This is a genomic window from Jannaschia halovivens, assembly GCF_046452375.1.
In the GTDB taxonomy this organism is placed as follows: Bacteria; Pseudomonadota; Alphaproteobacteria; order Rhodobacterales; family Rhodobacteraceae; genus Jannaschia; species Jannaschia halovivens.
The window spans coordinates 1,279,533-1,298,545 of the sequence record NZ_JBKFDJ010000001.1 but is presented as its reverse complement, the minus strand read 5'-3'; the positions used below and the strand labels follow the sequence as shown (position 1 = coordinate 1,298,545).

Sequence of the window (19,013 nt, the reverse complement as noted above, 5' to 3'; positions counted from 1 at the left end):
ACCCCCAATTACGCGCGAACCTGTGGCGGGAGGGCCGCGGGACGCCCAGGGAGGAATACATGGCGAGCTTTGCCAACAAGCAGGACATTCTGGATATCGAGGGTGCCGAGCCCTGGTCCGACGCCCAACCGGCGACCACGCTCTACGAGCTTCTGTCGAACACCGCCGCCGCGCATGGCGACCGGCCCGCGATCAGCTACCAGCTCTTCTCCGGCCCGTCCGATCCCGCCGAGACCCTGACCTGGAACGAGGTCCGCGCCCAGGTCACGCAGGCCGCGAACCTCTTCCGCAGCCTCGGCGTCGGCGAGACCGACACCGTCGCCTACGTCCTCCCGAACTGCACCGAGACCGCAATGGTCCTGATGGGCGGGGCCGTCGCGGGCATCGCCAACCCGATCAACCCCCTGCTCGAGCCCGAGCAGATCGGCGCCATCCTGCGCGAGACGAAGGCCAAGGTCGTCGTCACGCTCCGCGCCTTTCCGAAGACCGACGTGGCCCAGAAGGTCGCCGAGGCCGTCGCACTGGCCCCGAATGTCGAGACCGTGCTCGAGGTGGACCTGCACCGCTACCTCACCGGCCTGAAGAAGCTGATCGTCCCGCTCCTGCGGCCCAAGGTCGAGGTCAAGCACAAGGCCCGCGTCCTCAACTGGACGCAGGAGGCCGGCAAGCAGCCCAAGGACAAGCTGACCTTCGCGGATGCCACCGGCGACCGCGTCGCGGCCTATTTCCATACCGGCGGCACGACCGGTATGCCCAAGGTCGCGCAGCACAGCTATTCCGGCATGATCTACAACGGCTGGATCGGCCATCGCCTGCTCTTCTCCGAGCAGGACGTGGTGATGTGCCCGCTGCCGCTGTTCCACGTCTTCGCCTGCCACGTGATCCTGATGGCGATGGTCGCGTCCGGGGCGCATGTCGTCTTCCCGACGCCTCAGGGCTACCGGGGCGACGGCGTCTTCGACAACATGTGGAAGCTGATCGAGCGCTGGAAGGTGACCTTCCTCATCACCGTGCCGACCGCCATGTCGGCCATGATGCAGCGCCCCGTCGATGCCGATGTCTCGTCGATCAAGACGGCGTTCTCCGGCTCCTCCCCGCTGCCGGTCGAACTCTTCAAGCGGTTCGAGCGCGACACCGGCGTCACCGTGGTCGAGGGCTACGGCCTGACCGAGTCGACCTGCCTCGTCTCCTGCAACCCCGTGGACGGCGAGAAGAAGATCGGCTCCGTCGGCATCCCCTTCATGCATTGCGACGTGAAGATCCTGATGGAGAAGGGCAACGGCGCCGAGGAATGCGCGGCCGACACCGTGGGCGAGATCTGCGTCTCGAACCCCGGCGTCAGCAACGGCGCGACCTATACCGAGGCCGACAAGAACGCGAACCTCTACCATGTGGTCGACGGCCGCCATTACCTGCGGACGGGCGATCTGGGCCGGATGGATCCGGATGGCTATCTCTGGATCACGGGCCGCGCCAAGGACCTGATCATCCGCGGCGGGCACAATATCGACCCCGCCGAGATCGAGGAGGCGCTGGCCGGCCACCCCGCCGTGGCCATGGCGGGCGCCATCGGCCAGCCTGACGCCTTCGCGGGCGAGCTGCCCTGCGCCTATGTCGAGCTGGTCTCGGGCGCGTCCTGCAGCCCCGACGACCTCATCGCGCATTGCAAGGAGCATGTCGGCGAACGCGCCGCGCATCCCAAGCATATCGAGATCCTCGACGAGCTGCCGAAGACCGCCGTCGGCAAGGTCTTCAAGCCCGACCTGCGCAAGCGCGCCATCACGCGGATCTTCGACGCCGCCCTCGCCGATGCCGGCGTTTCGGCCAAGGTCGCGAGCGTCACCGAGGACAAGCGCCGCGGGCTCGTCGCCCGGCTGGAAAAGACCGGCGAGGTCGAGGAGCGCGAGGTCATCGCGGTGATGGGCAACTACACGACGCCTTGGGAATGGGCCGACTGAGCCCGGTCGAGCGAAGGGTTTCGCGCGTTTCCATGCGCGCATTCACGAGGCGTTAACCGCTCGACCGGACAACCTCTCCCGTCGACAGCAAACGAAAGCGACGGGTTCATCCGCCCGCCGGTGGACCGGGGCACATCGCCCCGGTCAGGATCGCAGGCCAACGGCCTGTGCCAGTACCCGCCCGCCCGACACCAGGGCGCGGCGCCGGTTTTCCATCCAGAGGTCGTGGCCCATTGGACCGGGGCCGTTCGACCGCCCGAGATGCACGCATCCGCCACATCATGGCCCCGCGACACGCGACGGGGCAGGCCGACCGCGCCTCCGCTCCCGTCCGATCGACGCCGGGGCCCGGCGGCGTCGCACCACGCGGCCCGCTAGGCGTCCGCCCCTGCAAACACAAAAGACGCCCGCTTTCGCAGGCGCCCAGACATCCCGGCCCACTCGTCTCGGCGGATCGGTTCGGATCGGATCGGATGTGGGGTCGGTCAGTCCAGCGGGACGAGATCCGAGGCTGAGGAGCGACCGTCACGGCCCTCGCGCATCTCGAATTCCACCTTCTGATTGTCGCGCAATCCGGTCAGTCCGGCGCGCTCGACCGCGGAGATGTGGACGAAGATGTCCTTGCCGCCGTCATCGGGGGCGATGAAGCCGTATCCCTTTGTCGTATTGAACCATTTCACGGTGCCCGTGGCCATACCGGGTCTCCTCAAGTGTCGTCCCGCCCGCAACATCGCGGCGGCATGGTGGACGCACGCACGGGGCCTCCGTGCCCGACGAACACTCTTTTGAGCTAAGGGCTGCATTGATTCTGTCAAGCCCGCCGGGCATGACCCGGGGCATGACGCACCCGACCGCCCTTATCCTGCACGGCATTGCCCAATGCGACAGCTGTCGGGCGGCGCGAACGGCGCTTCGCGCGGCGGGATACGAGGTCGAATGGCGCGACCTGCGCGAATCGGTGCCGGGCGCGGCCGAGCTCCGGCGCTGGCGGGACGCGGTGGGCGACGCGCTGCTGAACACCCGCTCGACCACGTGGCGCGGCCTCGATACGGCGGCGCGCGCGGGCGATCCGGTCGAGCTGATGGCGGCGCATCCGACGCTCATCAAGCGGCCTGTGATCGAGGACGGTGCGACCGTGCGGATCGGGTGGACCCCCGCGACGCGGGCGGCGTTCGGGCTCTGACCCGGGCTCAGCCGTTGGGCAGGTTCAGCCCGACATTGCGCCCGCCTTTCTGATAGACGAGCTGGTCCTCGCCGATGGCGACGACGCGGCCGCGATCCAGCCGGTCGCCGACCTCGACCTTGACGTAGCGCCCGTTCGACAGCCGCACCAGCGCGCGACGCGCCGAGGGGCGGCCATAGACCCCGATCAGGTTGATCCGGTTGAGGCGCAACTGGTTCCGCTCCGTCGCCGCGCGGGCGACGTTCCCCCCGGCCGAGCGGATCTGCGGGCTGTCCTGGTCGGCCTGCCGGGCTGGCGGGGTCGCGGCGGCGGCGGCCGGGGCGGCCGAGGCCTGCTGGCGCCGCTGGGTGACGATCCGCGCTGCGTCCCGCTCGACGGAGCGGGGGCGCGTCCGGGGCCGGTCGGATTGGCCCAGCGCCAGCTCCGAGACCGGCCCGGTCGGCGCGGTCTGCGCCCCCCGGCTGGCAAGCGAGGCGGCGGCGGCTTCGATCGCGGCCTGCTCGGCGGCGGTCTGGGTGGCGGCGTCCTGCTCGCCGGAGATGGCCGCGGCGGTATCGGCGTCCTGCGCGCGGCGCACGGCGGCATCCTGGATCGAGGTCGGGCGCGGCTGCGGGCGCGTGCGGGTGATCTCCTCGCGGGTCAGGCCGCCGAAGCTCTGGCGTTCGACCTGCTCGGCGGCATCAGTCGGGCGCTCGACCGGACGGGTGCGGCGCAGGATCGCGCGCGCTTCGTCATCCACCTCCGCGGCGGCTTCGGGATCGGGCTCGGTTGCGACCGGGGCGTCATCGGGGCGCGGGGTCGGCATGACGTCGGGACGTCCGGACACCAGCGCGAAGCCGCCCGGTGCCAGCACGCCCTCGGGCGACGGCGCGATCAGGCCGGTCTCGGCATCGGTGTCGAAGACGACGCCCGGCGGCGCGGGCAGGGTCTGTGGCGTGAACCCGTCCTCCGGCGTCCGCGCGGCAGGCAGTGCCACGGCGTCCTCGGCCGCGACGACCGGGTCGATGGAGGCGAGGTAGATCTCGGCGGCGTCCTGCGGCTCGGGGGCGGCGGGGGGCGGCGCGGCCTCGAACGCCCCACGCGCCGAGAACACCTCGAGCGGGCCGGGATCGCCCTCGGGCGCATCGGCCTCGGCCAGCTCCTCGGGCGTGGCACCGGGCACGGGCAGCGGCGGGTCGACGAGATCGGGGATCGGCGAAGCGGTGCTGGTGCCGTCAGGCGCGGGCAGAAGCGCGGCGAGATCGGTTTCGGGCGCGTCGGGCGCGTCCGGGGCCCGCGCCTCCTCGGTGGGCAGAATCGGGACGGTATCGGTCAGGATGACCGGGCCGCTGTCGGGCGCGGCGGGCGCGTCCGGCACGGGCAGGGCGGGTTCGGACGCGACCACGGCCTGTTCGACGGGATCGCCGCCATCGAGGAACGCGGCCCCGAGACCGACAACGGCCAGCAGTGCCAGGAGCCCCAGCGTCAGGTAGAGCCCGAGGCCCAGCCCCGAGCGTTCGGGCTGCGACGCCTTCTCGCGGGCGAGCCCCGGCAGTGCCAGCGCCTCGGCCTCGGCGGCACGCGCCTGTTCCTCCTCGGTGGCGACACGGCGCTCGGCACGGCGGGCGCGGAGTGCGCCGATCGTGGCGGCGAGCCCCCCCGCGGCGGCGACCATGGGCGCGACCTTCGACGGGCGGTCCTCGGGGGCGGCGGCGGGCGCGGATGCGGCGATGCCGTCTGCGCGCGGCTCGATCCGGACGGTCGGCGCGGTCGTGCCCGAACGGGGCGGCGGCGGGGTGCCGGGCCGGGGCGGGGTGGTCAGGCGCGGCGCGATGCGCACCTCTTCGGGCGTCTCTGACGCCGCGTCGGGCTTTCTCCGAGTCGAGAAGGTCGGCTGGTTGTCCTTGTCGGCCTCGGCGATCGCCTGGCGGCTGCGCGCGAAGATCGGCTCCTCCTTCGGCTCCGGCGCCTCGGGTGTTGCAGCCTCGGGCATCTCCTCGGACGCGGGCGCATCCGTCGGGGGGGCGGGCGATGCGGCCTCGACCGGCTCGGGGGCAGGTTCCGGCGCGGGGGCTGGGACGGGGATGGCCGGTGCGGCCGCGACCGGCTCATGCTTAGGCTCAGGCTTTGGCTCCGCCTCAGGCTCGGTGGGGGGCGTCTCTGCCGGCTCGGTTGCCGCCACCTCGGGCACGGGTTCGGCGGGGGGCGCGTCCTCCGGCTCGGGCGCCGTCGCCTCCGGCTCGGGCTCCGGTTCGGGCATCGCGGGCGGGGCGGGGGCCGGGGTCACATCGAACCCGTCGTCCAGATCCAGGTCGAGCGTCGCGCCGCCCAGCAGCTCCGGGGCGATACCGGTCTGCCCGAAATTCGGCAGGCCGGGATAGATGCTGTCCTCGGGATCGGCCACGACCGCGACCGGCCGGAAGCCGAAATCGGCGGCGAAGGTCTCGGCTTCGAGCAGCGTCTCGAGTGCGACGACGGCGACCTGCAACCGGTCGCCCCGCTGCTCCCAATCATAGGCCAGATCCTCGACCGCATAGGGCGTCCGCCCCTTCAGGAGCGCGCGGATCGTCTCGTCGGGCTTGCGGTCGTCGCGCTCGAGCGAGGTGTAGAGCAACTGGCTGTCGGGCAGGATCAGGACCGAGGTGAACCCCTCGCCGACACGGGCGGCGGCCCGATCGCGCAGACGCGACAGCCCCTCGGCCATGTCCTCGGCGTCGAGACGCACGACGCCCTCGCGCCACCAGCCGCCCTCGTGCGCGCGGGACAGGACGGCGATGCCGTCGAGCGAGAGATGGAGGGCGATCTGTGGTGTCATGAACCTGCCTTGCCTGTGGCCAAAGCACCACGCAAGGGCAACGGCCAAGGCTTGGAGAGTAGGGCAGATGTCCGCGTGGGGGCAAGACGGGGTTGACGAATAAATGCATATGCATATAACTCGACTGCATGGTTTATGAACCCCGCCCCGATACCGTTGCCGCGACCTGCGCGATGCAGGCTGCGCGCGCCACGGCACGGCGCCTGACGCGGCTTTACGAGCGGCATCTCGCGCCGCACGATCTGTCGGCCAGCCAGTTCACTGCCCTCGTCGCGCTTGCGCGGGGGGTGGGGACGGTCGGTGCGCTGGCCGACGCCCTCGACATGGATCGGACGACGGCCTCGCGCCTGCTGACGCCGCTGCGGCGACGCGGCCTGGTCGCCACCGGGACGGGCGGGTCCGACCGGCGGGTCGTGGGACTGACATTGACGGGGGCCGGTCGCGCGACGCTCGATGCCGCGCTGCCGGATTGGGCCGCGGCGCAGGCGGAGGCCGTTGGCGCCGTGCCCGACTGGGACGGCCTGAGGGACAGCATGGCAAAACTGGGCGACTGAACCGGAGCGATCGCAGCCGACAGGTGATCTATAATGTGCATATGCATGTAATTAGGGTCTGGCGGAGAACCTGTCGGTCCCAAGAAGGAGATGGACATGGATATGACAGTTGAGCCGGAGCGCGCGCCGCTGCGCGGACGCACCATCCTCATCGCGTCGGGGGCCTGGGCCGGGGCCGTCGCGGTGCTGAGCGCGGCCGGTGTCTTCACGAGCCTGCCGCTGCCGCTTTTCGGGGTGACGGTGGGTCTGCTTCTGACGGCGTTGACGTTGACCTATTTCGGGTCTCCGGCGCTTCGGGAATGGGTCGCGGGGTTCGGTCTTCGGCGGCTGACGGCGCTGCACCTCTGGCGCATCCCGGCGGCCCTGGCCTTCTTCCATGCCGGTACGGCGGGGACGCTGCCGCCGATCTTCGTGATGCTGGCGGGGTGCGGTGACCTGGTGGCGGGCCTCATGGCGGGCGCGGTCGTTTTCGCCTGGCCGCGTTCGCGCCGCGCCTATTGGGCGATGCACGTGGTGGGAATGGCGGATTTCGTGCTCGCAGTCGGCACGGGGTTGGTCCTGTCGCTGATGGCGGTGCCCGCGATGTCGACCATCGCCGCCTTCCCGTTGGCGCTGATCCCGCTCTTCGGCGTAACGCTGTCGGGGGCGAGCCACATGATGGCGTTCCACCTGCTGGTCACGCGGCGGGGCCTCTGAGACCGACGCCCCCGGCCGGAGCCGGGGGCGCCGCCTGTCACTCGGCGGCCATCTGCGGCGCAGCCTTGGCCAGCGCCTGGTCCAGATCGGCGATCAGGTCGTCGGCATCCTCGATCCCGATCGAGACGCGCACGACTTCGGGGCCGGCCCCCGCCGCCGCCTGCTGCTCGGGCGAGAGCTGGCGGTGGGTGGTCGAGGCCGAATGAATCACGAGGCTGCGGGTGTCGCCCAGATTGGCGACGTGGCTGAAGATCTCGACGCTGTCGACGAACTTGACGCAGGCGTCGTAGCCACCCTTGAGCGCGAAGGTGAAGAGCCCGCCCGCGCCCTTGGGGCAGACCGTCTTGGCGAGGTCGTGATAGGGCGAGGACGCGAGGCCCGCATAGGTGACGTGCTCGACCGCCGGGTGCTGCTCCAGCCAGCCCGCGACCTTCTCCGCATTGGCGACATGGCGGTCCATCCGCAGCGACAGCGTCTCGGTCCCCATCAGCGTGTAATGCGCCGCCTGCGGGTTCATCGTCATTCCGAGGTCGCGCAGGCCGATGGCGATACCGTGGAAGGTGAAGGCCAGCGCGCCGAAGGTCTCGTGGAAGCGCAAGCCGTGATAGGCGGGCTCGGCCTCGGAGAGGGACGGGAACTTGCCCGACTTCGACCAGTCGAACTTGCCCGAATCCACGACGCAGCCGCCGGTGACGGTGCCGTTGCCGGTCAGGTACTTTGTGGTCGAATGCACGACCAGCGTGGCCCCATGCTCGATCGGGCGCACGAGGTAGGGGGTCGCGGTGGTGTTGTCGATGATGAGCGGCAGGCCCGCGTCGTCGGCGACCTTGGCGATGGCGTCGATATCCATGATCCAGCCGCCGGGATTGGCGATCACCTCGCCGAAGACGGCGCGGGTGTCGTCATCGATGGCGTCGGCCACGGCCTTCGGGTCATCGAAATCGACGAACTTGGCGGACCAGCCGAAGCGCTTGATAGTCTGGCTGAACTGCGTAACCGTGCCGCCGTAGAGCCGGGTCGAGGCGACTACGTTGCAGCCCGGTTGCATCAGCGGGAAGAGCGCCATGATCTGCGCTGCGTGTCCCGACGAACAGCAGACCCCGCCGACGCCGCCTTCGAGCGTCGCGATCCGCTCCTGCAGGACGGCGACCGTGGGGTTGGTCAGCCGCGAATAGATGTAGCCGACCTCCTGCAGGTTGAAGAGCGCGGCGGCGTGCTCGGCATCGCGGAAGACATAGGCCGTCGACTGGTAGATCGGCGTCTGCCGCGCGCCCGTGGCCGGGTCGGGGCGGGCGCCCGCATGGATCTGGAGGGTGTCGAAGCCGTATTGGCGGGTCTCGGTCATGGCGTGTCCTCGGGTTCGTGCATCGCGCCCGAGGATACGCCGCCGCGGCGGGCGGGGCCAGCGCATAGCAGCGGCGCGGGGCGCGAACGGCCCTCAGGGACGGCGCGCGCCGAGGACCTCCTGCGGGACCAGTGCGTTGCGCAGCGCGACGTTAACCACGAAGTTGGAGCGGAACTCCGCCGCGGAGAGGGCCGCATCGCCATCGAGATCGGCATAGGCATGCGACTCGACCATCGCGGCCTCGAACTCCGCCGCGTCGATCCCCTGGCTGCCATCCCGGTCGAAGAGGTCGAACACCATCCCCATCGCCGCCTCGTAGCCCTGCGTGCGACCCCGGAAGGCGGCCATCTCGGCCAACCCGAACTCCCAGCCGAGGAACTCGGCGCGGGTCAGCCCGTCCGAGGCGTCGGCATCGATGGAGGGGAAGATCTGGCCCGCCGCCGCTTGCAATTCGTCGAGCGTGATGCGGGCATCGCCGTCGACATCCATCTCGGCGGCCAGCGCCTCGATCTGGGCGCGGGCGGCGTCGACGGTGGCCGAAGCGGGCACGGTCTCCTGCGCGAGGGCCGACGTGGCGGCGAGGGCGGCGAGGAGGAGGGCGGCGGGGCGGATCATGGCGGACCTTTCGAGGCTGTCGCGCACTATCTAAACCAATCGGTTCAGTTGGCAAGCCCCGGCCCGACGAACCCGCCGCCCTTGACCCCCGCAGGCAGCACCGTATGACGAAGACCGACGGACACGCGGAAGGAACGACCATGGCCGGATTGCTCAAGCGCCTCGTGACGTGGTGGGACGGCCAATCCATCGGCACGCAGCTCTTTACCTCGCGCTTCGGCACGCGCGTCGGCGAGGACGAGCAGGGCAATGTCTATTACCGCAATTCCGATGCCAGCCGCCGCTGGGTGATCTATGCCGGGGACAACGACGCCACGCGCGTGGGGCCGGACTGGTATGGCTGGCTGCACTTCACGCTGCCGCAGCCTCCGACCGAGATGCCGATGGTCCACAAGGCCTGGGAGGCGCCGCACCAGCCGAACCTGACCGGCTCGGAGGGCGCGTTCCTGCGGCAGGGCTCGCTGCGGCGCGCCGACGTCAAGCCGCAGGCCGATTACGAGGCCTGGAGCCCCGAATGATCCGCGCCGCCGGGGCCTTCCTCGCCCTGTCTCTGGCACTGGCCGGGATGGCCGAGGCGCAGGCCGTGCGCACGAGCACCGGCATGGGCGCGGTGCTGCGGACGCTGGACAAGGTCTCGGGCGAGGTGATCGACGTCGAAATGGCCAGCGGCCAGACCATGGCCTACGGCCCGCTCCAGGTGACGCTGCATGAATGCCGCTTTCCGTCCGGGAACCTGTCGGGCGACGCGTTCGGGTTGATCCAGGTGGTGGACGCGCGCGCCGTCGAGGAGCTGTTCGCGGGCTGGATGGTCGCGTCCTCGCCGGGGCTGAACGCGCTGGAACACCGGCGCTACGACGTCTGGCTCCTGAGGTGCATCACCGCCGAGGATTGAGGCACCGGCCCCTGAAGCCGTGCGCCCCCCGACAGCGCCTGCCGCAGGCGTGCGTGATAGGTCGCGCGCGGGATCTCGACCGCGCCGAGCCGCGCGAGGTGATCGGTCAGGAACTGCGTGTCGAAGAGCGTGAACCCGTCCCGCCGCAGCATCGCCACCGCGTAGGCCAGCGCCACCTTCGAGGCGTCGCGCGCGCGGCTGAACATCGACTCGCCGAAGAACGCGGCCCCGAGCGTCACGCCGTAGACCCCGCCGACGAGCTGGCCATCGGACCAGACCTCGATGCTGTGCGCGTGCCCGCCGCGATGAAGCTGGGTGTAGAGCCGTGCGATCTCGGGGTTGATCCAGGTCTCGTCTCGGTCGGCGCAACCCGCGAGCACGCCGTCGAACGCGGCGTCGAGCGTGACCTCGAATTGGCCCGACCGGATCACCTTCCCGAGGCTGCGCGACAGCCGGAACCCGTCCAGCGGCAGCACACCGCGCAGGGTGGGATCGACCCAGAAGATATCGGGATCGTCCCGGCTCTCGGCCATGGGGAAGACGCCGGACGCGTAAGCCATCAGCAGCGTCTCGGCGGTCAGGTGGGGCGTGTCGCGCGGCATGGGTCCAAGCTAGGGGCTCGGCCCCGCGACGTGAAGACCCCGGACCTCAGGCGAGGTTCCGGTCAAGCCATTCTTCCAGCCAGTGGATCGTGTAGTCGCCCGACTGGACATGCGGATCCTCGACCAATTCGCGGAAGAGCGGGATCGTCGTGTCGATGCCGTCGATGATCAGCTCGCCCAGGCTGCGGCGCAGGCGGGCCAGGGCCTCGTCGCGGTCGCGGCCATGCACGATCAGCTTGCCGATCAGCGAGTCGTAATAGGGCGGGATGCGGTAGCCGTCGTAGAGCGCGCTATCCATCCGCACGCCCAGGCCGCCGGGCGCGTGGTATTGCGTGATCGTGCCGGGCGAGGGCGAGAAATTCGGCAGCCTCTCGGCGTTAAGGCGGACCTCGATCGCGTGGCCGTTGATCGTCAGGTCCTCCTGCTGAAAGGACATCGGCAGGCCCGAGGCGACGCGGATCTGCTCGCGCACGAGATCGACGCCGAAGATCGCCTCGGTCACCGGATGCTCGACCTGCAGGCGGGTGTTCATCTCGATGAAGTAGAACTCGCCGTTCTCGTAGAGGAACTCGATGGTGCCGGCGCCGGCATAGTTGATCTTGGCCACGGCCTCGGCGCAGGTGCGGCCGATCTCGGCGCGCTGCTCGGGCGTGATCGAGGGGCCGGGGGCCTCCTCGAAGACCTTCTGGTGGCGGCGCTGGAGGCTGCAATCCCGCTCGCCCAGATGGACGGCGCGTCCCTTGCCGTCGCCGAAGACCTGCACCTCGATATGGCGGGGGGTGCCGAGATACTTCTCGAGATAGACCTCGTCGTTGCCGAAGGCGGACTTGCCCTCGGCGCGCGCGGTGCGGAAGGCGGTCTCGAGCTCGGCCGCGGACTTGGCCAGCTTCATGCCGCGCCCGCCGCCGCCCGCGGTGGCCTTGATGATGACCGGGTAGCCGATCTCGGCGGCGACGGTCTGCGCGGTCTCGTAATCGGGCACGCCGCCGTCGGAGCCGGGGACGCAGGGCACGCCCAGTGCCTTCATCGTGTCCTTGGCGGTGATCTTGTCGCCCATGATGCGGATATGCTCGGCCGTGGGGCCGATGAAGGTGATGCCGTGATCTTCCAGCACCTGCACGAAGGCCGCGTTTTCCGACAAGAAGCCGTAGCCGGGATGGATCGCCTCCGCGCCGGTGATCTCGCAGGCCGAGACGATGGCCGGGACCGAGAGATAGGACAGGTTGCCGGGCGCGGGGCCGATGCAGATCGACTCGTCGGCCATGCGGACATGCATCGCGTCGGCATCGGCGGTGGAATGGACGGCGACGGTGGCCACGCCCATTTCGCGGGCGGCGCGGACGACGCGGAGCGCAATCTCGCCCCGGTTCGCGATCAGGATTTTCTTGAACATGGGCGGGGCTCCTCAGCCGAGGATGACCAGGGGGGCACCGTATTCGACGGGCGCGCCATCCTCGACGAGGATGCGCTTGACCTTGCCCGCGCGGGGGCTCGGGATCTGGTTCATGGTCTTCATCGCCTCGACGATCAGGATCGTCTGGCCTTCGGACACGGTGTCGCCGACCTGCACGAAATTCGCGGCGCCCGGCTCGGGCGACAGATAGGCGGTGCCGACCATGGGCGACGTGATGGCGCCGGGGTCCTGCGCGGGGTCGTCCTGTGCCGCGGGTGCGGCCGCGGGGGCGGCCGGTGCGGCGGGGGCTGCGGCTGCGGGCGCCGGCGCGGGGGCGGCAGGGGCCGGTGCGGGGGCCGCGGTCACTTGGCGCGCGACGCGGACGTTGAGGGCGTCGTCCTCGCCGTATTCGCGGCTGACTTCGAGTTCGGTTAGGTCGTTCTCGCGCAGAAGTTCCGCCAGCGCCTTGATGAAGGCGACGTCGCCATCATGGGATTTGGTCATTACCGTCCTCGCAGCCTGTTTTCGCGGCTTTACCGTTTTCGCGGCGCGAGGGAAAGCGTCGTGATCCGGCCGGAGGCGCGGGGAGGCGTGCGTCAGGCGTACATCACGGCGCGGAGTTCTGCGACACCGGCCAGCATCATGACGGACGCGATCTGTGGCGGATAGGGCGGCGGGCCGAGCACGGCAAGGATGGCGCGTCGTGCAGCGCGCGCATCGGCAAGCGCGTCTCGGGCGGCCCGTGCGAGGTCGGCACCGGTGCCCGCTTCGACAACGGGCGGATCGCTGCGTCGGGCGGTGTCGGTGCGGGCCGCGGGTTGTGCCTCTGGCGAAGGCGGCGGGGGCGGCAGGGCCGCGCCGGGGTCCAGCCCATTGAAAGCCGGGGGCATGGCGGGGGCGGTCATCACGTCGGGCATGGTCGGACCTCCGATCTCGAACCATTGGGCAAGCGACATGATCCGGCCATCGGTCTTGCCAAACCGTTAACGCGGCCCGGCATTCCGCCGGACCGGTTAACGTCCCTGCCCCCGTTCGGCCGTGGGGGCGGTCCGGCGTCAGCTCCGGTTCATCCGGTTCTCGATCAGGTCGTCCACGACCGACGGGTCGGCCAGGGTCGAGGTGTCGCCAAGTGCGCCGAAATCGTCTTCGGCGATCTTGCGCAGGATGCGGCGCATGATCTTGCCCGAGCGGGTCTTGGGCAGGCCCGGCGCCCATTGGATTAGGTCTGGCTTGGCGATCGGCCCGATCTCGGAGCGGACCCAGTCGGACAGCGTCTTGCGCAGCTCCTCGGACGGCTCCTCGCCGCCCATCAGCGTGACGTAGGCATAGATTCCCTGACCCTTCACCGGGTGCGGGTAGCCGACCACGGCGGCCTCGGCGACGGTGGAATGGGCGACGAGCGCGCTTTCGACCTCGGCGGTGCCCATGCGGTGGCCGGAGACGTTGATGACGTCGTCGACCCGACCGGTGATCCAGTAGTAGCCGTCCGCGTCGCGGCGGCAGCCGTCGCCCGTGAAGTAGTAGTTCTTGTAGTCGGCGAAGTACGTCTTCTCGAACCGCGCGTGATCGCCCCAGACGGTGCGCATCTGGGCGGGCCAGCTGTCCTTGATGCAGAGCACACCCTCGGCCGCCGTTTCGTGGATCTCCTCGCCAGTCGTGGGCTCGAGGATCACGGGCTGGACGCCGAAGAACGGCAGCGTGGCCGAGCCGGGCTTGGTCGCCGTCGCGCCGGGCAGGGGGGTCAGGAGGTGGCCGCCGGTCTCGGTCTGCCACCAGGTGTCGACGATGGGACAGTTCCCCTTGCCGACGACGTCGTTGTACCAGTTCCACGCCTCGGGATTGATTGGCTCGCCCACGGTGCCGAGGATGCGCAAGCTCGACAGGTCGTGCTTCTCGACGGGCTCGCGCCCCTTGCCCATCAGCGCACGGATGGCGGTGGGTGCTGTGTAGAACTGGTTGACGGAATGCTTGGCGCAGACCTCCCAGAAGCGGCCCGCATCGGGATAGGTGGGGACGCCCTCGAACATCACGGTGGTGGCGCCGTTCGCGAGGGGACCGTAGACGATGTAGCTGTGGCCGGTGACCCAGCCCACGTCGGCGGTACACCAGAAGACTTCGCCGTCCTTGTAGTCGAACGTGTATTGATGGGTCATCGACGCGTAGACGAGATAGCCGCCGGTCGTGTGGACGACGCCCTTGGGCTGTCCGGTCGAGCCGGAGGTGTAGAGGATGAAGAGCGTGTCCTCGGCGGCCATCTCCTCGGGGGGGCAGTCGTCCGAGACGCCCTCCAGTTCCTCGTGCAGCCAATGGTCATTCTGGGGCCGGATCGCGACCTGCTGGCCGGTTCGGCGCACGACGAGGCATTTGACGTCGTCGTCGCAATGAACCAGCGCCTGGTTGACCGCATCCTTGAGGTTGGTGACGCGGCCGCCGCGCGGGGCGCCGTCGGCGGTGATGACGACCTTGGCGTCGCAGCCCTGAACGCGGGCGGCGAGCGCGTCGGCCGAAAAGCCCGCGAAGACGATCGAATGCACTGCGCCGATCCGGGCGCAGGCGAGCATCGCGTAGGCCGCTTCGGGGATCATCGGGAGATAGAGGACGACGCGGTCGCCCTTGGTCACGCCAAGGTTCTTCAGGACGTTGGCCATGCGGCAGACATGGCCGTGAAGCTCGGAATAGGTGATGTGGAGCGCGTCATCCTTGGGATCGTCCGGCTCCCAGATGATCGCGGTCTGGTCACCCCGGTCCGCGAGATGGCGGTCGATGCAGTTGGCGGCGACGTTGAGCGTGCCGTCCTCGAACCACTTGATCGAGACGTTGCCCGGCGCGAAGGACGTGTTCTTGACGCGGGTGAAGGGCTTGATCCAGTCGACGCGCTTGCCGTGCTCGGCCCAGAACGCCTCGGGGTCCTCGACGGAGGCCTTGTACATCGCGTCATAGATGGCGCGGTCGGCATGGGCGTTCGCGGCCATCTCGTCCGAGGGCGGGTAGAGCGGAGTTTTGTCGTCGAGCATGGGGTCCTCCTTCGCCCGGCGGGGCGGCGTCGGCTTCGGGAAAATGGTGTCGCGCGGCCCGGACGGGGCCGTGCGGGGATCAGATGGCGAGATATTCGGCGCGCAGCTCGGCGTTGCCCAGCACCTCGGCCGCGGTGCCGTCGAAGACGACGCCCCCGGTGTCGAGGATGACCGCGCGGTCCGAGAGTTCCAGCGCGCGTACGGCGTTCTGTTCGACGAGGATCGTCGTCATGCCGAGCTTGCGGACCTCGTGGAGCGTCTTCTCGATCTCGTCGACGATGACGGGGGCGAGCCCCTCGTAGGGTTCGTCGAGGAGGAGGAGCTTGACGTCGCGGGCCAGCGCGCGGGCGATGGCGAGCATCTGCTGCTCGCCACCCGAAAGGGTCACGCCCTCCTGCTTGCGGCGCTCGCCCAGCTTGGGGAAGAGCTCGTAGAGGCGCTCCAGCGACCAGCCGATGGGCGGCGCGATCTGCGCCAGCTTGAGGTTCTCCTCGACGGTAAGGCCGGGGATGATGCGGCGATCCTCTGGCACGAGGCCGAGGCCGGCCTGCGAGGCTTCATGCGCCGACATCGAGTGCAGCGGCTGGTGGTCGAGCCAGATCTCGCCCCGGCGCAGGTCGGGATTGGAGAGCCGGGCGCAGGTCCGGAGCGTCGAGGTCTTACCCGCGCCGTTGCGGCCGAGAAGGGCCAGGATCTCGCCCTCGTGGACGTTGAAGCTGACGCCTTGGACGATGTAGCTCTCGCCGTAATAGGCGTGGATGTCATGGACGCTGAAATAGGCGGGCGCGGTGGCGGCCTGGTTTCCGTGGCGGGTGAAGTCGGGTTTGACGTTCATGGGATGGGCCTCCGTCAGTGTCCTGAGGACTCGCCCAGATACGCTTCGCGCACCTTGGGGTGTCCCTTGATCTTGTCGGGCGTGTCCTCGACCAGCGGCGTGCCCTGGGCCAACACTGTGATCCGCTCGGCCAGGCTGAAGACGACGTGCATGTCGTGCTCGATGATCGCGATGGTGATCGGGCGCGAGTCCTTGATCTGCTTGAGCAGGTCGATGGTGTTGTTGGTGTCGGCCCGTGCCATGCCCGCCGTCGGCTCGTCCAGCAGAAGAAGCCGAGGCTCCTGCGCCAGGCACATGCCGATCTCGAGGCGCCGCTTGTCGCCGCGCGACATCGAGGCCGCGTGCATGTGGCGCTTGTCGGCCATGTTCATGTCCTCGAGCATGGCCTGCGCGCGGTCCACGATCTCGCCGTCCTTCATCATGTTGCGATAGCCGTGCAGCGCGAAGGTCCCGTCGCGCTTGGCGAGGCACGGGATCATCATGTTTTCCTGCACGGTGAGGTCGCCGAAGATCTCGGGCGTCTGGAACACCCGCGAGATGCCCATCTGGTTGATCTCGTAGGGCTTGCGTCCGAGGACCGACTGGCCCTCGAAGCTGACCGATCCGGTGTCGGGGATCAGCTTGCCCACGAGACAATTCAGGAGGGTCGACTTGCCCGCCCCGTTGGGGCCGATAATCGCGTGGACCGTCTGTTCGGGGATGCTGAGATTGACGTCCGACAGCGCCTGGAGACCTCCGAACCGTTTGCCGACGTTCTTGACTTCGAGAATGCCCATGGATCAGTCCTCCGCGGCTTTGCGTTGCTCGGCGGCCGGCCCCTCGACGGGATCGGCGTTCTTGTCGCGGCGGAAGACGGTGGCGAGCTTCTGGCCGCCCTGCACCAGCCCGCCGGGCAGGAAGATCACGACCGCCATAAAGAGAAGGCCCAGCGTCAGGTGCCAGCCCTTGCCCACGAAGGGATAGATGATGGCGACCATGGCGTTCTCCAGCCCGTCGGGCATGAAGGCGAACCAGCCGTGCAGCGTGCTTTCGTTGATGGTCGAGACGATGTTCTCGAAATACTTGATGAAGCCCGCGCCCAGCACCGGCCCGATGAGGGTGCCCGCGCCGCCGAGGATGGTCATCAGCACGACTTCACCGCTCGCGGTCCAGAACATGCGCTCGGCGCCGACCTGGGTGTCCATCGCGACCAGCAGGCCGCCCGCGAGGCCCGCATACATCCCCGAGATCACGAAGGCCGCGAGGGTGTAGGGCTTGGGCGATATGCCGGTGTAGTTGAGGCGGTTCTGGTTGGACTTCACGGCCCGCAGCATCATCCCGAAGGGCGAGCGGAAGATGCGGATCGAGAGGTAGAACGCCAGGAGCATCAGCGCACCGGCAAGGTAGTAGCCGACGTTGAGCGTGAAGGTCCACGCGCCGAAGCGCAGGTTCGTGCTCGACGCCATGTCGACGCCGAAGAGGTTGGCGCGGGGCGTCACACCCGGCGGCAGGTCGCCGTCGAGGATGCGCGGGTCGAAATACTTGAGCTGGAGCCCGGTCTCGCCGCCGGTGATCGGCGTCAGGACCGAGTAGGCCAGCGCAAAGGACATCATCGCGAAGGCCAGCGTCAGGATCGAGAAGTAGATCCCCGAGCGCCGAAGCGAGATGAAGCCCACGATCGCCGCGAAGAGGCCGGCCACCACGATCGACACGATGATCGACGGGATGACGTTGAGCGTCAGCAGCTTCATCGCCCAGATGCCCGCATAGGAGCCGACCCCGAGGAAGGCCGCGTGGCCAAAGGACAGGTATCCCGTCAGGCCGAAGAGGATGTTGAAGCCGATCGCGAAGATCCCGAAGATCACGAAGCGCTGCATCAGGTCCGGGTAGCCCGCGTTGAACTGGGCCATGGCCGACCCGTCGGGGAACGGGTTGAGGATGAAGGGCGCGAAGATCGTCAGCACGACCACGAAGGCGAAGAGGACGAAATCCTTCCGCGTCAGCCCGAGAACACCGCCCTGGCTGTCGCGGCGGGTCTGGGCGGCGGGGACGTTGCCCGCGGGGGCCTGGGTTGTCTGGTCGGTCATGGGATTAATCCTCCATCACGCCCTTGCGGCCCATGAGGCCACGCGGACGGGTCAGCAGCACGATGATGGCCACGAGGTAGATGACGATCTGGTTGATGCCGGGCAGCACGTCGAGCACCTCGGTCATGGACGCGAAGGCCTCGATGATCCCCAGAAGGAACCCCGCGAGGACGGCGCCCGGCAGAGAGCCCATGCCGCCGACGACGACCACCACGAAACTGAGGACGAGGAAGTCCATGCCCATGTGGTAGTTTGGAGAGTTGATGGGCGTGTACATCACCCCCGCCAATCCCGCGACCGCGGCGGCGATGCCGAACATGATCGTGAAGCGCCGGTCGATGTCGATGCCCAGCAGGGTCACCGTCTCGCGGTCGGCCATGCCGGCGCGGACGACCATTCCGAAGGTGGTGAACTGGAGGAAGGCGAAGACGGCGGCGATGATGATCGCGGCGAAGAGGAAGTAGATCAGGCGCCAGTAGGGATAGACGATGCCGCCCGGATCGAAGCCCAGCATCACACCGAAGTCGAACGAGCCGACGAAGGCATCGGGGGCGGGGGTCGGGATCGGGTTGGCGCCGTAGAAGTACTTGATGATCTCCTGCAGCACGATGGCGAGCCCGAAGGTCACGAGGATCTGGTCGGCATGGGGGCGCTTGTAGAAGTGGCGGATGAGGCCGCGCTCCATCGCGACGCCGATGCCGATCATCACCGGGATCGCCATCAGGATCGAGAGCGGCACCGCCCAGTCGATGATCGCGTCCCCGGCGGTCTGTCCGAAGATGTCGTAGATGTAGGGGACCTCGACCTGTAGCGGGTTGCCGAGGAAGTCGGTCCGCGTCTCGTCGACGACGGAATGCGAGACCTGCAGGAGCCGCGAGAAGGTCACGGCGCAGAACGCGCCGAGCATGAAGAGCGCCCCGTGGGCGAAGTTCACGACACCGAGCGTGCCGAAGATGAGGGTCAGGCCGAGGGCGATCAGCGCGTAGGCGGATCCCTTGTCCAGACCGTTCAGGACTTGAAGGATGATGGCTTCCATGGCGGCGGCCCCCGGTTCAGGCGTTCAGGT

The 19,013-nt window shown here is 68.9% G+C and carries 19 protein-coding genes; 6 read left to right on the top strand and 13 right to left on the bottom strand.

Annotated features, from left to right (window positions below):
* Nucleotides 1–59 precede the first annotated feature (59 nt).
* Complete coding sequence (locus tag ACK8OR_RS06550) at nt 60–1,958, top strand: acyl-CoA synthetase (RefSeq protein WP_410188616.1); 1,899 nt, start codon at nt 60–62, stop codon at nt 1,956–1,958.
* Nucleotides 1,959–2,443: 485 nt separating this feature from the next.
* On the opposite strand, the gene ACK8OR_RS06545 is transcribed toward ACK8OR_RS06550, so the two are convergent.
* On the bottom strand, nt 2,444–2,653 hold the full coding sequence (locus ACK8OR_RS06545; protein WP_298434249.1) for a cold-shock protein: 210 nt from the start codon (nt 2,651–2,653) through the stop codon (nt 2,444–2,446).
* A 143-nt stretch (nt 2,654–2,796) separates the two neighbouring features.
* On the opposite strand from ACK8OR_RS06545, the gene ACK8OR_RS06540 reads away from it, so the two are divergent.
* Entirely contained in the window at nt 2,797–3,141 is a 345-nt protein-coding gene (locus ACK8OR_RS06540; protein WP_410188615.1) for an arsenate reductase family protein, read from the top strand.
* A gap of 7 nt (nt 3,142–3,148) precedes the next feature.
* Here the strand turns inward: ACK8OR_RS06540 and ACK8OR_RS06535 are convergent, their stop codons facing one another.
* Nucleotides 3,149–5,935 (bottom strand): hypothetical protein, encoded by a 2,787-nt coding sequence (locus ACK8OR_RS06535; protein WP_410188614.1) that lies wholly within the window; start codon nt 5,933–5,935, stop codon nt 3,149–3,151.
* A 128-nt stretch (nt 5,936–6,063) separates the two neighbouring features.
* Between ACK8OR_RS06535 and ACK8OR_RS06530 the strand changes: the two genes are divergently transcribed.
* Nucleotides 6,064–6,489 (top strand): MarR family winged helix-turn-helix transcriptional regulator, encoded by a 426-nt coding sequence (locus ACK8OR_RS06530; RefSeq protein ID WP_410188613.1) that lies wholly within the window; start codon nt 6,064–6,066, stop codon nt 6,487–6,489.
* 96 nt (nt 6,490–6,585) lie between these two features.
* Nucleotides 6,586–7,185: a hypothetical protein gene (locus ACK8OR_RS06525; RefSeq protein WP_410188612.1), complete on the top strand. Its 600-nt coding sequence runs from the start codon at nt 6,586–6,588 to the stop codon at nt 7,183–7,185.
* Nucleotides 7,186–7,222: 37 nt separating this feature from the next.
* On the opposite strand, the gene ACK8OR_RS06520 is transcribed toward ACK8OR_RS06525, so the two are convergent.
* Both ACK8OR_RS06520 and ACK8OR_RS06515 read right to left on the bottom strand, forming a co-directional pair.
* Nucleotides 7,223–8,530, bottom strand: a complete 1,308-nt coding sequence (locus ACK8OR_RS06520) for an O-acetylhomoserine aminocarboxypropyltransferase/cysteine synthase family protein (RefSeq protein WP_410188611.1) — start codon at nt 8,528–8,530, stop codon at nt 7,223–7,225.
* A gap of 93 nt (nt 8,531–8,623) precedes the next feature.
* Nucleotides 8,624–9,145, bottom strand: a complete 522-nt coding sequence (locus tag ACK8OR_RS06515; protein WP_410188610.1) for an EF-hand domain-containing protein — start codon at nt 9,143–9,145, stop codon at nt 8,624–8,626.
* A 104-nt stretch (nt 9,146–9,249) separates the two neighbouring features.
* Between ACK8OR_RS06515 and ACK8OR_RS06510 the strand changes: the two genes are divergently transcribed.
* Together ACK8OR_RS06510 and ACK8OR_RS06505 are read left to right on the top strand one after the other, a co-directional pair.
* Nucleotides 9,250–9,663, top strand: a complete 414-nt coding sequence (locus ACK8OR_RS06510) for an NADH:ubiquinone oxidoreductase subunit NDUFA12 (RefSeq protein WP_410188609.1) — start codon at nt 9,250–9,252, stop codon at nt 9,661–9,663.
* Nucleotides 9,660–10,037 (top strand): DUF2155 domain-containing protein, encoded by a 378-nt coding sequence (locus ACK8OR_RS06505; protein WP_410188608.1) that lies wholly within the window; start codon nt 9,660–9,662, stop codon nt 10,035–10,037. The genes ACK8OR_RS06510 and ACK8OR_RS06505 overlap by 4 nt, the downstream gene beginning before the upstream one ends.
* Here the strand turns inward: ACK8OR_RS06505 and aat are convergent.
* From aat to ACK8OR_RS06460, 9 genes are all read right to left on the bottom strand, one after another.
* Nucleotides 9,995–10,639, bottom strand: a complete 645-nt coding sequence (gene aat, locus ACK8OR_RS06500) for a leucyl/phenylalanyl-tRNA--protein transferase (RefSeq protein WP_410188607.1) — start codon at nt 10,637–10,639, stop codon at nt 9,995–9,997. The genes ACK8OR_RS06505 and aat overlap by 43 nt on opposite strands.
* A 46-nt stretch (nt 10,640–10,685) precedes the next feature.
* Nucleotides 10,686–12,032 carry an acetyl-CoA carboxylase biotin carboxylase subunit gene (gene accC / locus ACK8OR_RS06495; RefSeq protein WP_410188606.1) on the bottom strand — a complete coding sequence of 449 codons (1,347 nt, stop codon included), beginning with the start codon at nt 12,030–12,032 and terminating at the stop codon, nt 10,686–10,688.
* Nucleotides 12,033–12,044: 12 nt separating this feature from the next.
* Nucleotides 12,045–12,536 carry an acetyl-CoA carboxylase biotin carboxyl carrier protein gene (gene accB / locus ACK8OR_RS06490; protein ID WP_410188605.1) on the bottom strand — a complete coding sequence of 164 codons (492 nt, stop codon included), beginning with the start codon at nt 12,534–12,536 and terminating at the stop codon, nt 12,045–12,047.
* A gap of 92 nt (nt 12,537–12,628) precedes the next feature.
* Complete coding sequence (locus ACK8OR_RS06485; RefSeq protein WP_410188604.1) at nt 12,629–12,988, bottom strand: hypothetical protein; 360 nt, start codon at nt 12,986–12,988, stop codon at nt 12,629–12,631.
* A 99-nt stretch (nt 12,989–13,087) separates the two neighbouring features.
* The gene (acs, locus tag ACK8OR_RS06480; RefSeq protein ID WP_410188603.1) at nt 13,088–15,046 is read right to left on the bottom strand and encodes an acetate--CoA ligase; all 1,959 of its coding nucleotides are present in this window, start codon (nt 15,044–15,046) and stop codon (nt 13,088–13,090) included.
* A 79-nt stretch (nt 15,047–15,125) separates the two neighbouring features.
* The gene (locus ACK8OR_RS06475; RefSeq protein ID WP_410188602.1) at nt 15,126–15,881 is read right to left on the bottom strand and encodes an ABC transporter ATP-binding protein; all 756 of its coding nucleotides are present in this window, start codon (nt 15,879–15,881) and stop codon (nt 15,126–15,128) included.
* A 14-nt stretch (nt 15,882–15,895) separates the two neighbouring features.
* Entirely contained in the window at nt 15,896–16,657 is a 762-nt protein-coding gene (locus tag ACK8OR_RS06470) for an ABC transporter ATP-binding protein (RefSeq protein ID WP_410188601.1), read from the bottom strand.
* A gap of 3 nt (nt 16,658–16,660) precedes the next feature.
* A complete protein-coding gene (locus tag ACK8OR_RS06465) occupies nt 16,661–17,947 on the bottom strand; it encodes a branched-chain amino acid ABC transporter permease (protein ID WP_410188600.1) in 1,287 nt (428 codons plus the stop codon).
* 4 nt (nt 17,948–17,951) lie between these two features.
* Nucleotides 17,952–18,983 carry a branched-chain amino acid ABC transporter permease gene (locus tag ACK8OR_RS06460; RefSeq protein ID WP_410188599.1) on the bottom strand — a complete coding sequence of 344 codons (1,032 nt, stop codon included), beginning with the start codon at nt 18,981–18,983 and terminating at the stop codon, nt 17,952–17,954.
* Nucleotides 18,984–19,013: the final 30 nt, after the last annotated feature.